Source organism: Pseudomonas sp. 2848, from assembly GCF_003253945.1.
In the GTDB taxonomy this organism is placed as follows: Bacteria; Pseudomonadota; Gammaproteobacteria; order Pseudomonadales; family Pseudomonadaceae; genus Aquipseudomonas.
This window is the reverse complement of sequence record NZ_QKZD01000002.1, coordinates 259256-272181: the sequence shown is the minus strand read 5'-3', so window position 1 is coordinate 272181 and position 12926 is coordinate 259256. Positions and strand designations below refer to the sequence as shown.

The 12926-nt window shown below is 65.1% G+C and carries 12 protein-coding genes and 1 pseudogene; 9 read left to right on the top strand and 4 right to left on the bottom strand.

Annotated features, from left to right (window positions below; genetic code table 11):
- Positions 1 to 1386 (top strand): VOC family protein, encoded by a 1386-nt coding sequence (locus DFS21_RS05205; RefSeq protein ID WP_110697012.1) that lies wholly within the window; start codon positions 1 to 3, stop codon positions 1384 to 1386.
- Positions 1387 to 1450: 64 nt separating this feature from the next.
- On the opposite strand, the gene DFS21_RS27210 is transcribed toward DFS21_RS05205, so the two are convergent.
- The 3 genes and pseudogenes from DFS21_RS27210 to DFS21_RS05195 all read right to left on the bottom strand — a co-directional run bounded on the left by DFS21_RS27210 (position 1451) and on the right by DFS21_RS05195 (position 4542).
- A complete protein-coding gene (locus tag DFS21_RS27210) occupies positions 1451 to 2182 on the bottom strand; it encodes a methyl-accepting chemotaxis protein (RefSeq protein WP_371926785.1) in 732 nt (243 codons plus the stop codon).
- A gap of 135 nt (positions 2183 to 2317) precedes the next feature.
- Positions 2318 to 3430: pseudogene (locus tag DFS21_RS27205) on the bottom strand (Cache 3/Cache 2 fusion domain-containing protein); the annotation flags it as partial.
- Positions 3431 to 3612: 182 nt separating this feature from the next.
- Positions 3613 to 4542, bottom strand: a complete 930-nt coding sequence (locus DFS21_RS05195) for a LysR substrate-binding domain-containing protein (protein WP_102683038.1) — start codon at positions 4540 to 4542, stop codon at positions 3613 to 3615.
- 155 nt (positions 4543 to 4697) lie between these two features.
- Between DFS21_RS05195 and DFS21_RS05190 the strand changes: the two genes are divergently transcribed.
- From DFS21_RS05190 to DFS21_RS05165, 6 genes are all read left to right on the top strand, one after another.
- Positions 4698 to 6086 (top strand): NorM family multidrug efflux MATE transporter, encoded by a 1389-nt coding sequence (locus tag DFS21_RS05190; protein ID WP_110697008.1) that lies wholly within the window; start codon positions 4698 to 4700, stop codon positions 6084 to 6086.
- Between the two features lie 352 nt (positions 6087 to 6438).
- Entirely contained in the window at positions 6439 to 6651 is a 213-nt protein-coding gene (locus DFS21_RS05185) for a DUF1127 domain-containing protein (RefSeq protein ID WP_011531561.1), read from the top strand.
- A gap of 297 nt (positions 6652 to 6948) precedes the next feature.
- Positions 6949 to 7266: a DUF2388 domain-containing protein gene (locus DFS21_RS05180; protein WP_102683036.1), complete on the top strand. Its 318-nt coding sequence runs from the start codon at positions 6949 to 6951 to the stop codon at positions 7264 to 7266.
- 86 nt (positions 7267 to 7352) lie between these two features.
- Positions 7353 to 7646, top strand: a complete 294-nt coding sequence (locus tag DFS21_RS05175; RefSeq protein ID WP_110697006.1) for a DUF2388 domain-containing protein — start codon at positions 7353 to 7355, stop codon at positions 7644 to 7646.
- 35 nt (positions 7647 to 7681) lie between these two features.
- Complete coding sequence (locus tag DFS21_RS05170; protein WP_011531558.1) at positions 7682 to 8002, top strand: DUF2388 domain-containing protein; 321 nt, start codon at positions 7682 to 7684, stop codon at positions 8000 to 8002.
- Positions 7999 to 9957 (top strand): DUF4105 domain-containing protein, encoded by a 1959-nt coding sequence (locus tag DFS21_RS05165; RefSeq protein WP_111531945.1) that lies wholly within the window; start codon positions 7999 to 8001, stop codon positions 9955 to 9957. The genes DFS21_RS05170 and DFS21_RS05165 overlap by 4 nt, the downstream gene beginning before the upstream one ends.
- Here DFS21_RS05165 and DFS21_RS05160 read toward each other — a convergent pair.
- Complete coding sequence (locus DFS21_RS05160) at positions 9954 to 10355, bottom strand: GFA family protein (protein ID WP_111531944.1); 402 nt, start codon at positions 10353 to 10355, stop codon at positions 9954 to 9956. The genes DFS21_RS05165 and DFS21_RS05160 overlap by 4 nt on opposite strands.
- A gap of 268 nt (positions 10356 to 10623) precedes the next feature.
- On the opposite strand from DFS21_RS05160, the gene DFS21_RS05155 reads away from it, so the two are divergent.
- Complete coding sequence (locus DFS21_RS05155; RefSeq protein WP_046853643.1) at positions 10624 to 11931, top strand: CitMHS family transporter; 1308 nt, start codon at positions 10624 to 10626, stop codon at positions 11929 to 11931.
- A 72-nt stretch (positions 11932 to 12003) separates the two neighbouring features.
- Positions 12004 to 12774 carry a TerC family protein gene (locus DFS21_RS05150; protein ID WP_023629725.1) on the top strand — a complete coding sequence of 257 codons (771 nt, stop codon included), beginning with the start codon at positions 12004 to 12006 and terminating at the stop codon, positions 12772 to 12774.
- Positions 12775 to 12926: the final 152 nt, after the last annotated feature.

Here is a 12926-nt window from a genome sequence, read left to right as displayed (position 1 = left end):
ATGCCCGCCCATGATTTCGTCAGCCCCGACAGCATCCGTGCGCAGTTCTCTGCCGCCATGTCGCTCATGTACAAGCAGGAAGTCCCCCTGTACGGCACGCTGCTTGAACTGGTGAGCGAAACCAACCGGCAGGTCGTGGCTGCGCAACCCAAGGTGGCCGAGGCCTTACGCTGGACCGGCGAGATCGAACGTCTCGACCAGGAGCGCCATGGCGCCATCCGCGTGGGCACCGCCGAGGAGCTCGCCACCATTGCCCGCCTGTTCGCGGTCATGGGCATGGCGCCGGTCGGCTATTACGACCTGAGCTCGGCCGGCGTACCGGTGCATTCCACTGCGTTCCGTGCCGTGCACGAACAGTCGCTGCATGTCAGCCCGTTCCGCGTGTTCACTTCGCTGCTGCGCCTGGAACTGATCGACAACCCGCAACTGCGCACACTGGCCCAGGGCATCCTCGACAAGCGGCAGATCTTCACCGCCCGTGTGCTGGAACTGATCGCCCAATGCGAACGCGATGGTGGCCTGAACGCTAGCGATGCCGAGACCTTCGTCCAGGAAGCGCTGCACACCTTCCGCTGGCACCAGGACGCCACCGTTACCGCCGACCAGTACCAGCAACTGCACGACCAGCACCGCCTGATCGCTGACGTGGTGGCGTTCAAAGGCCCCCACATCAACCACCTGACCCCGCGCACCCTGGACATCGACGCCATCCAGCTCGGCATGCCAGCCAAGGGCATTCCACCCAAGGCCGTGGTCGAAGGGCCACCCACCCGCCGCCAGCCGATCCTGCTACGCCAGACCAGCTTCAAGGCGCTACAGGAAAAGGTCGCTTTCAGCGATGCCCAGGGCAGTCACACGGCGCGCTTCGGCGAGATCGAACAACGCGGCGCAGCGCTGACGCCCAAGGGGCGCCAGCTGTACGACCGCCTGCTGGACGCGACCCGCGCGGCCCTGGGAGGCGTGCCCGCCGAGGCCAACGCAGAACGCTACATGAGCCTGCTCGCCGAGCATTTCGCCGAATTTCCGGACGACCTGGGGCAGATGCGCGAACAAGGGCTGGCCTACTTCCGCTATTTCGCCACCGACAAGGGACTGGCGGCGCGTGGGCAGCCTGGCCGACCTACCACCCTGGAAGGGCTGGTCGACGCCGGGCATGTGCATTACGAGGCGCTGGTGTACGAGGACTTCCTGCCGGTGAGTGCGGCGGGGATCTTCCAGTCCAACCTGGGGGATGATGGCCAGGCCGACTATGGCAGCAATGCCAATCGGGATGCCTTCGAGGCAGCGCTGGGGCTGATGGTGCAGGACGAACTGGCGTTGTATGCCCAGAGCGAGCGCCGCTCATTGCAAGCGTGTGCAAAGGCGTTGGGGCTGTCGGCCCTATAAACGTCATCGCGGGGCAAGCCCGCTCCCACAGGGTCGGTGGGAGCGGGCTTGCCCCGCGAAAGTTTTAGCGACCCACTCGGAACCGATCCACTTCCTGGCGCAACTGCCCCGCCAGTCCTTCCAGTTCGCGGGCCGTCGTGGCCAGCTCATTGGCCACATCTCGCTGCTCGCTGTTGGCCTGGGCGATGCTCTGCAGGTTGCGGCTGAGCACCGTCGCGGTGCTGCTCTGCTCCTGGGTCGCGGTGCTGATCACGGCGAACTGCTCGCCCGCCACCCGGCTCTGCTCATCGATGCGCGCCAGGGCTTCGGCCACCTTGTCGTTGCGCGCCAGGCCTTCCTGCATCAGCTGGTTGCCCTGCTCCAGCGTGCTGATGGCATGGCCGGTCTGCTGCTGGATGCTGGCGATCATGCCCGAGATCTCGTCGGTGGCCTGGCGGGTGCGCGCGGCCAGGCTGCGGACCTCGTCGGCGACCACGGCGAAACCACGGCCCTGCTCGCCAGCCCGGGCCGCTTCGATGGCGGCATTGAGCGCCAGCAGGTTGGTCTGCTCGGCAATCGAGGTGATCACGCCGACAATGCCTCCGATCTCCTGCGAGCGAGCGCCCAAGGTGTCCATCACACTGGCAGTACCGCCCAGTGCCTCGGCGATCTGCCGCAGGGAAACCGAGGCTTCGTCCATGGCGCTGCGACCGATACGGGTCTGCTGGGCGTTGTCGCGGGCCATGCGCTCGGTCCCGGCCATGTTGTCGGCAATGTTCATCGAGGTGGCGCTGAACTCCTCCACCGCGCCGGCCATGCTGGTGATCTCGCCGGACTGCTGGTCCATGCCCTCGCAGGCGCCGGACGACAGGCCGGACAGCGAGCGGGCGCGGCCACTGACCTGGTCGGAGGCGGCACGGATATGCTCGACCATGGTCGCCAGGGCATCGCCCATCTGGTTGAAGCTGCGGGCGAGCTGGCCGATCTCGTCATGGCTGGTGACGCTCAGGCGGGCATTCAGGTCGCCAGCGCCGAGGGCTTCGGCCTGGCGCACCAGGTCGCCCAGCGGGCGCAGTTTGCGCCGCAGCAGCCAGAGGGTGGCGGCCACGGCCAGCAGCATCGCCAGTACGCTGCCGATGGCCAGGCGCAGGCCGACGCTCCAGGTCACTTCGCGGATCTCGCCCTCGGGCATGCTTGCCACCACGGTCCACGGCCCCTCGGCGAACGGCTCGGTGACGCTGAACAAAGGCTCGCCGGCACCGGCCCAGAACTGCCCTGCCCCCGGTTTGATCGCCTTGACCGCCTGGGCCGCCGCCTCACCGTCGCGCACCTCGGCCGGCGGCACCAGCCACTTGCCCTGCTCGTCCAGCAACGCCAGCGAACCGGTCTGGCCGATGCGGAAGCGCTTGAGGTTGGCAAACTGGGCGTTCTGCGCGTCGGTGTAGTCGAAGCCGACGAACAGCACTGCGATCACCCGGCCACCGCTATCGCGCACCGGCACATAGCGGGTCATGTAGTTGCGCTCGAACAGCACGGCACGGCCGACGTAGGTCTGCCCGGCTATCAGTTTCGGATAAGCCGGGTGCTGGCGGTCGAGCTGGGTGCCGATGGCGCGGCTGCCGTCCTGCTTGGTCAGGCTGGTGCTGATGCGCACGAAGTCGTCACCGCTGCGCACGAACAGGGTCGCAACACCGGCCGTCATCTGCTGGAACTCGTCGACCTGGTGGAAATCGTTGTTCAACAGGTGGTCACCCAGGTACAGCGCAGGCGTCGCGACACCTGCAACGTTGACCGTTTCCCCCGCGTGCAGCGCCAGTCCGCTGGCGAACCGCCGCTCGAACAGACCGCTCAGGCGCTGGGTATTGTCCTTTAGCGAACCGTGGAAGGTATCGAGCTGATCGGCCAGCAGCCGCGCCTCGCTGGCCAGGTGCGCCTGGCGCGTGGTGAGGTTGGCGTCGTCCAGCGAACGCAGGGCGAACAGGGTGCTACCGGTGATCACCAGCGCCAGCACGATGGCGAGGGCAATCCCGAGCTGCGAGGCGATTCGGGCACGCGGTTGAGACATGGCAAGGCTCCTGGCAAGAGGCCGGGATCGTCCTGATCACGCTGACCGCCCGCTGCATATCGACGGGGAATCGCGTCCTCTTCCGGGACGCTGGTGCAAGTTGATCGGCGTCTGTAGGAAATACTTGAGTGCGGGACCGGGATATTCGCAAACGTTTTCTTGCCGTGGCCTCAGAGGGGTTGTCAGCCCTGTGCCGACAGGATTTGCACAGCCGGCAAATCCATCGCCGCCGCCTCCTCCTGCAAAAACACACTGAGCCGGCGCAACCGCTCCCCGCCCGGCCGGGTCCGTGGCCACACCAGGTAGTAGTCCATGCCGCTGGCTACCGCAGTCGGCCAGGGCAGGCTCAACCGCCGCTGCGCCACATCCTCGGCCACCATCAGCAGGTCGCCCATGGAGATCCCGTAGCCCCGCGCGGCGGCGATCATGCCCAGCTCCAAGGTGTCGAACACCTGCCCGCCCTTGAGCGAGATCTTGTCGGTCAGGCCCATGCGCGCCAGCCAAGCCCGCCAGTCGCGCTTGTCCGGCGTGGGATGCAGCAACTCGATACCGGCCAGGCGCCGCTCGTCCCAAGGCGCATCATCGAGCAGGTCCGGCGCACCTACCGGAATCAGCAACTCGGAGAACAACCGGCGCACTTCCCAGTCCGCCGGGAAGCTGCCATCGCTGAGCAGCACTGCACAGTCGAACGGCTCCTGGTTGAAGTCGACATGGTCGACATCCATCCAGGCACTGGTGAGTTGCACCTCGTTGCCGGGCTGCAGATGGCGGAAGCGACTCAGGCGCGCCAGCAGCCAGCGCATGGTCAGGGTCGAAGGGGCCTTCATGCGCAGGATGTCATCTTCGCCGCGCAAGGTTTCGCAAGCCCGCTCCAGGGAAGCAAAACCATCACGCACACCAGGTAGCAGCATGCGCGCGGCTTCGGTCAGCTGCAAGCTGCGGCCATTGCGCACGAACAGGCGACAGGCGAAATGCTCCTCCAGGGTGCGGATATGCCGGCTGACCGCGCTCTGGGTAATCGCCAGCTCTTCCCCGGCGCGGGTGAACGAGCTCAGCCGAGCAGCGGCTTCAAATGCGCGCAACGCATAGAGCGGAGGCAGTTGGCGAATCATGGCGCACCTGTCATACGGGAGCTGGATAGGAGCAGATGATCATACAGGCATGAGTCAGACTCATGACACCGATCGCATTTATCCTTTTGTGCAAAGCTGACCGAAGCCTCAGAATCGACGGCTCGTTTCCAGAATCATCAAGAAGGACCGCCCCCATGCACGTCGCGCCCACCACCGAACTCAAGGCTTTGCTGCGCCTGGCCGGGCCGCTGATCGCCTCGCAGTTGGCGCACATGCTGATGGTGCTCACCGACACCCTGATGATGGCCCGCATCAGCCCGCAGGCCCTGGCCGGCGGTGGCCTGGGCGCGGCGAGCTACTCGTTCGTGTCGATCTTCTGCCTGGGCGTGATCGCCGCGGTGGGCACGCTGGTGGCCATCCGCAAGGGCGCCAACGACATCGAGGGCGTCACCCGCCTGGCGCAGAGTGGCCTGTGGCTGGCCTGGGGCCTGGCGCTGGTCTCGGCACTGGTGATGTGGAACCTCAAGCCGGTGCTGCTGTTGTTCGGCCAGAAGCCGGAGAACGTGGACTCGGCGATGCAGTTGCTGACCCTGCTGCCGCTTGCCCTCCCCGGCTACATGACGTTCATGGCCCTGCGCGGTTTTACCAGTGCCCTGGGCCACTCCACGCCGGTGATGGTCATCAGCCTGGTGGGCACGGTGTTCAACTACCTGTTCAACCACGCCCTGATCGAGGGCATGTTCGGCCTGCCCAAGCTGGGCCTGATGGGGATCGGCCTGGTCACGGCGGTGGTGACCCTGGGCATGGCCATCGCGCTCGCACTGTATATCCGCTGGCACAAGGCCTATGCCGCCTACCCGCTGCGCAAGGGCCTGCTGCGCCCTTCCCTGCCGGCACTGCGCGAGCTGTGGCGGCTGGGCCTGCCGATCGGCGGCACCTATATGGTCGAAGTGGGCTTGTTCGCCTTTGCCGCCCTGTGCATGGGCGTGCTCGGCAGCACGGAACTGGCGGCGCACCAGATCGCCCTGCAGATCGTCTCCACCGCGTTCATGGTGCCGACGGGCCTTTCGTATGCGGTGACCATGCGCGTCGGCCTTTATTACGGCGCCGGCAACTTGCTGGCAGCCCGCAGCGCCGGGCGCGTGGGCATTGGCTTTGGCGCATCGCTGATGTTCGCCTTCGCGGCACTGTTCTGGTTGCTGCCGGATGCCCTGGTCGGGCTGTTCATCGACCGCAACGACCCGGCCTTCGCCGCGATCTTCATGCTGGCAGTGCAACTGGTGATGGTGGCGGCGTGGTTCGAACTGTTCGATGGCGTGCAGACCATTGCCATGGGCTCGATCCGCGGCCTGAAAGACGCCAAGACCACCTTCCTGATCGGCCTGGTGTGCTACTGGCTGGTGGGCGCGCCCAGCGCCTGGCTGTTCGCCTTCACCTTCGGTGGCGGCGCACAGGGTATCTGGTGGGGGCTGGCGCTGGGTCTGGCCTGCGCGGCGGTGGCGCTGACGTTCGGCTTCGAATGGCGGATGAAGCGGCTGCTGGGCAAGGCTGAGCGTGCGCGGCGGGCGGCGGTGTCAGTCTGAGACACCCGAGGCCGCTGCGCGCGCCATCGCCGCGCGGCGGCGCTCGATTTCACAAGCGCCGCAACTGTATCGCTGAACACTTTGAAGCCAGCATCCATATAAAACTGTACTACTGTACTGCTATATACCTCACTTCCTGCCGACCATTTCACTGCCAACACCACAAAACCGCACCAAAAAAGTGCGTACCAGTACAGTTCCCTCAATAACCGGTGCAACAGTCGCTTTCAACAGTTAACTGGCCCATCACAATACACCTGAACTGTACCTACTGTTCTGGACGAGAGAGGAGGAAGATGGGCACCAGTTAAATCACTCCCTAATGCCGCCACAAGCGGAAGGATGACACATCATGGAACGTACCCTCAGTTCCGACCTGGTTTTCGAAAACGCCCAAGCTTCCAACGCCGCCCTGCCGCTGCGCGTCCTGTCCACCCTGGTACTGTGGCAGCGCCGCATGGCTAGCCGCCGCCAGCTGGCGCGCCTGGACTCCCGCCTGCTGGCCGACGCCGGTATCAGCGAGTCGCAGCGCTACGAAGAGCTGAGCAAGCCTTTCTGGCGCTAAGCGCCGGCCGCCGGCCCAGGCCGGCACCGTGAATTCTCAAGAACCCGCCGCAGGCAACTGCGGCGGGTTTTTTGTTATGAGCCGCGCAATAGAGCTCTCGCGCAAGCAACCGTAACAGTTTTATAAAACTCAAATTCTATAGATACAGTTACGATTTGATCTCTTTTTCGCGCCCAGGCGTCAGAACCGCCGCGTGTTACGCTTGTCTTACGCGCCTGGCATATAACGTACCGTGACGAGCCAAGCGAGCGTCCGATAACCAGAACCACCCTTGACCCTGTGCAGGAGTCCACCAACATGTCCCGTTATCACCTGATTGGCGCCGCCTTGCTGCTGTCCCTCACCGGTGCCGCCCACGCCACCAGCTTCGTCGTCACCACCGATGCCGTCGTCGGCGCCGTAGCCGCCTCGACCGATGCCACGTCCGATATCTCCTCCTCGTTCCGCGACGACAAGATCGTCAAGGCCGCCCGTGACGATGCCGCCAGCTTCGTCGGCAGCGATGGCGCCATCCGCGGCGCCAAGCTGGAAAGCGCATTCGTGCACATCCGCCAGCAGTTGCCGGCCCTGCAAGCCAGCGATGCGCAGCTGGCGCGCGCCATCCTCGCCATCTGACCTTGCCCTTGCCCCGGATTCACTGGCCCCGAGCCGTGCATCCGGGGTAGCCTTCGCAGCCCGAGACAATCGCCACTTCAAAGCCCATGCGTTACCTACTGCTTTCCTTTGTCGCCCTGGCCTGCATGAACAGCGCCCAGGCGATGGATGCCACCACCCAGAGCCTGGTCATCACGGGTTACGTCACCAGCCAAGTGACTGCCGCCCCCTTCGACCGCAAACGGATCGTCGCGGCCCGTGACGATGCCGCCGTGTTCGTCGCCAGCGACGGCCTGATCCGTGGCGCCCGCCTGGAGGCGGCGTTCGACGCCCTGCGCCAAGGCTGCGCCCGGCACTCTGTCGGTGACCGTGAACTGGCCGAGGCGATTCTCGTCCAATAACTACACCCGCTCCCTTGTATTTCCGGAGATGCTCCATGCGTAAACCGCTGATCGCCGCCACCCTCGGCATGCTGCTGCTCGCCGACCTGGCCCAGGCACACACCCTGGTGGCCACCAGCAACATCATCGTCCGCGCCTTTGGCCGGTCGATCGACTTCACCTCCGACACCACTACCTCGATCCGCGACTCGAAAGTGGTGCGTGAAGCCCACGACGACGCCGCCAGCTTCGTCGCCAGCAATGGCGACATCCGCGGCGCGCAGCTCGAAGCCGCCTTCGACACCTTGCGCGCCCGTGTGCCCGAAGCCCGCGACGCCAGCGACCAGGTGCTGGCCGAAGCCATCCTCGCCCTGTGAAGCGCATGCGTGCCTGGCTGCTGGGCTGCGCCCTGACGCTGCTTGGCACGCCCGCCCTGGCCGATCTGCAGCTCGTGCTGCAGACCGACGGCCTTGACCCTTCGCAACGGCAAGCCAGCCAACTGCTGCTCGACGAAGCCATGGCCAAGCTGCCACCGCGCTTCAAGCAGCAACTCGACCGGCAGATCCTGGTCAGCTGGACCGCGCGCATGCCCGAGGATGCCTATGGCCAGGCCTCGCCGGTCGCCAGTCTGGATCTAAACCGGCGCCTGCTGCCGGGCCTCGTGGATGGCAGCGCCGCCCGCGAGAAGACCAACCGCCCCCATGGCACCGTCCGCGAAGAACTGCTGGCCACCGTGCTCCACGAGCTGACCCATATCTATGACCGCGCCCGCCTGTGGCCGGAGGCTGAGCGCCAGCTGATCAGCCGCTGCAAGCGCCAGCAGGGCGCGCTTGGCAAAGTCGGCCTGCCGCAGGACTGTCGCGGCCAGGCCGAACGCCGCTTCACCTTGAGCGACGACCCGCGCCTGCTGGACCTGGCCGGCTGGCCGCAGTACGTCGGCCGGCGCGGCGAGCGCGAGCAGCACAACGGCCAGCTGGTGCGCAGCCCAGACCCCTACGAGCTGAGCAGCCCGAAGGAATTCGTCGCGGTCAACATGGAGTACTTCCTCCTCGATCCCAGCTACGGCTGCCGCCGGCCGGCACTGAACCAGTACCTGCGCGACCACTTTGCCTGGGCGCCGCAACAAGATGCCTGCGCCAAGGGCCTGCCGTTCCTCAACGCCGGCAACGACTTTGCCCGCCAACCCTTGGGCGAGATCGACCCGGAGCGGGTCTACGAGGTCGACTACCTGCTGGCAGAAGCCAACCAGAACTGGGTCAGCCGCTGGGGCCACAGCATGCTGCGCCTGGTGATCTGCGCCCCGGGCCGCCCACGCGGGCCGGCCTGTCGCCTGGACCTCGACCAGAGCCTGGTGCTGTCGTACCGCGCCTTCGTCAATGATGTGCAGCTGTCCAGCTGGGACGGCCTGGTCGGCGCCTACCCGTCGCGGCTGTTCGTGCTGCCGCTGGGGCAGGTGATCGACGAGTACACCAAGACCGAGCTGCGCAGCCTGGCCTCGGTGCCGCTCAAGCTCAGTCGCGCCGAAATCGAGAACCTGGTGCGCCAGGCCGCCGAGATGCACTGGAGCTACGACGGCAACTACTACTTCCTGTCCAACAACTGCGCGGTGGAGTCGCTCAAGCTGCTGCGCAGCGGCACCGGCAATCCACGCCTGAATGACCTGGACAGCATCATGCCCAACGGCCTGCTCGAGGTCATGAAGGGCAGGGGGCTGGCCAATACCAGCGTGCTCGACGATCCACGCGAAGCCCTGCGCCTGGGCTATCGCTTCGACTCTTACCGCGACCGCTACCAGGCGATGTTCGAGGTGTTGCGCAAGCAGCTGCCAATCAAACAGACGACGGTGGAAGACTGGTTGGCGCTGGACGCCGAGCAGCGCCGCCAGTGGTTCGAGCGCGCCGACCTGCGCACCAGCGCGGCCTTGCTGCTGCTCGAACAGGCCGGGCTGCGGCGCCAGCTGCTGCTGGCCCAGGATGAGGTCAAGCAACGCTACCTGAACGGGCGGGCACTCAAGGACGGCAGTTTCGACAAGGCCAACGAGACCTTGCAGGCGATGCTGGCCAACAGCGGCTTCCTCAGCCGCCCGGCGGAGCTGCTCGGGGCAGGGGGCTACGGCCTGCCGCAGCCGGACGAGCGCAAGCAACTGGAGCAGGTGAGCAGCGAGCGCCAGGCGCAGCTGCTGCGCCTGAGCACCGACCTCGACCAGCAGGTGAGGGCGCTGCTGGGGCCCGAGCGGGGCCGGGAAATCAAGGCGGTGGAGGCCAATATCAAGCAGGTAGGCGAGCACCTGCGGGCGTTGCACAAGGCCGCCGGAGGATTGCAACTGCCCTAGAGGTTTTCTTCATTCTCCTCCGGCAACCCCGGGTCGACCTGCAACCACGGCAACCGACTCCCCACCCAGATATGCCGATTGGCCGGCACCCGCTCCGGGTGATCCAGCGTCGCCACGGTCACATCGATCGAGTCCGGGCTATGGGTCGTCACCAGCGCCACGTGCGCCCCGCAACTGCCACAGAAATACCGACTGCAGGTTTCCGGCGCCCTATAGCGCTGCGGTGAGCCCGCCAACCACTGGAAAGCCTCGGAGGGCAGCGTGACCCAGGTCACCAGCGTGCCCCCGCTGACCCGCCGGCAGATCGAACAATGGCAATGGGCGACATTGCCCAGGGCGCCCGACAAGCGATAACGCAGGGCACCGCAATGGCACCCGCCTTCCACGACATTCACCATCGTAACGACCTCCCGTCGCCTGGCACCAGCCGAAAGCTGGCTGAAAGCTTGCCCACATAGGATAGCGCCACCACCGGCAGCAGACCGGCCAGCCAGGGCACCCGGAAACTTCCGCGCCCGGCCCAATCAACAACAACAATGGTGATTCTGATGTTTTCCTGTGCCCGCCTTTTCGCAGTCCCCCTCCGCCTGCTCCTCGCGCAGCGCCTGACGCGCTGATCCGCCCGAATCGTCCTTCCTTTCGCCGCGCCACGCCTGGAGTACCGCCATGCTGACCTTCCTCGGCTTCGCCATGGTCATCACCTTCATGTACCTGATCATGACCAAGCGCCTGTCGGCCTTGATCGCGCTGATCCTGGTACCGATCCTGTTCGCCCTGTTCGGCGGCTTCTACAGCGACATCGGCCCGATGATGCTGCAGGGCATCAGCAAGCTCGCGCCCACCGGCGTGATGCTGATGTTCGCCATTCTCTACTTCGCCTTGATGATCGACTCCGGCCTGTTCGACCCAGCCGTGCGCAAGATCCTCAAGCTGGTCAAGGGCGACCCGCTGAAAGTTTCGGTCGGCACCGCGGTGCTGGCCCTGGTGGTGTCCCTGGACGGTGACGGCGCCACCACCTACATGATCTGCTGCGCCGCCATGCTGCCGATGTACAGCCGCCTGGGGATGAGCCCGCGGATCATGGCCGGCCTGATCATCCTCGCCGGCGGGGTGATGAACATGACCCCGTGGGGCGGCCCAACCGCGCGCGCCGCCAGCGCCCTGCACGTGGACCCTTCGGACATCTTCGTGCCGATGATCCCGGCCATGGCCTTCGGTGTGCTGGCGATCCTCGCCATCGCCTACTGGTACGGCCTGCGTGAACGTGCCCGCCTCGGTGAACTGCACCTGCCGACCGACGACATCGACCACAGCGAAATCAGCGTGTCGCAGTTCCCGGAAGCCCGCCGGCCCAAGCTGCTGTGGTTCAACGGCGCCCTGACCGCCGCGCTGATGGTCGCGCTGATCGCCGGCGTACTGCCCCTGCCGGTGCTGTTCATGATTGCCTTCAGCATCGCCATGATCGTCAACTACCCGTGCCTGCAGCAGCAGAAGGACCGCATCGCCGCCCACGCCTCCAGCGTGCTGGCCGTGAGCGGGCTGATCTTCGCCGCTGGCATCTTCACCGGCATCCTGTCGGGTACCGGCATGGTCGATGCCATGTCCAAGAGCCTGCTGGCGGTGATCCCGGAAGCGTTCGGCCCCTACATGGCGGTGATCACCGCACTGGTCAGCATGCCGTTCACCTTCTTCATGTCCAACGACGCCTTCTACTACGGCGTGCTGCCGGTGCTGTCGGAGTTCGCCAGCCACTACGGCGTCACCCCGGTGGAAATGGCCCGCGCGTCGATCGTCGGGCAGCCGGTACACCTGCTCAGCCCACTGGTACCCTCCACCTACCTGCTGGTGGCCCTGGCCGGCATCGAGTTCGGCGATCACCAGCGCTTCACCCTCAAGTGGGCAGTGCTGGTGTGCCTGTGCATAATGTTCGGCGCTCTGGCACTGGGGACTTTCCCGCTGTTCAGCAGTCTGTAATACAAGCGCCTCATCCAACCGCAAAGCGCCCGCCATCAGGGCGCTTTGCCTTTACCGCTCGAAGGAATACACATGGAATGGCTGACCAGCCCGGAAATCTGGGTTGCCTTTTTCACCCTCACCGCGCTTGAGATCGTGCTCGGGATCGACAACATCATCATGATCTCGATCCTGGTCAGCCGCATGCCCAAGCACATGCAACCGCGCACGCGGATATTCGGCCTGGCCCTGGCCATGGTCACGCGGATCATGCTGCTGCTGTCGATCACCTGGGTCATGCGCCTGACCGACGACCTGTTCCATGTGCTGGGCGAGGGTATCTCCGGCCGCGACCTGATCCTGTTCTTCGGCGGCCTGTTCCTCTTGTGGAAAAGCTCCCAGGAGATCTACCACGGCCTGGAAGGCGAGGACGAAAACCCCGACGAGCCGAAAGGGGCTGGCGGCAAGTTCTTCTACACCATCATCCAGATCGCCATCATCGACATCGTGTTCTCGCTGGACTCGGTGATCACCGCGGTGGGCATGGTCTCCCACGTGCCGGTGATGATCGCCGCGATCATCGTCGCCGTGCTGGTGATGATGCTCTGCGCTGGCACCATCAGCGATTTCATCGACAAGCATCCGTCGCTGAAGATGCTCGCACTTTCGTTCCTGATCGTCGTCGGTACGGTGTTGATCGCCGAGTCCTTCGATGTGCATGTGCCCAAGGGCTATGTCTACTTCGCCATGGCTTTCTCGCTGGCGGTGGAGGCGATCAACATCCGCATGCGCACGGCGATGGCACGCAAGAAGGGCAAGGAACACGATCCAGTGAAACTGCGCAAGGACATCCCGGGTCAATAAACCCAGGAAGCGCGGTAGCAAAAGGGCCCTTCGGGGCCTTTTTTGCTGCCGACGATGAGGCCAGAGCATGTTTCAAATACGTTTCACCCATGCCAAGCTGGCGCCAGCCACGCAAAACAACTAAAGCTTCAGTGAGCACTGGAAAAAACAGC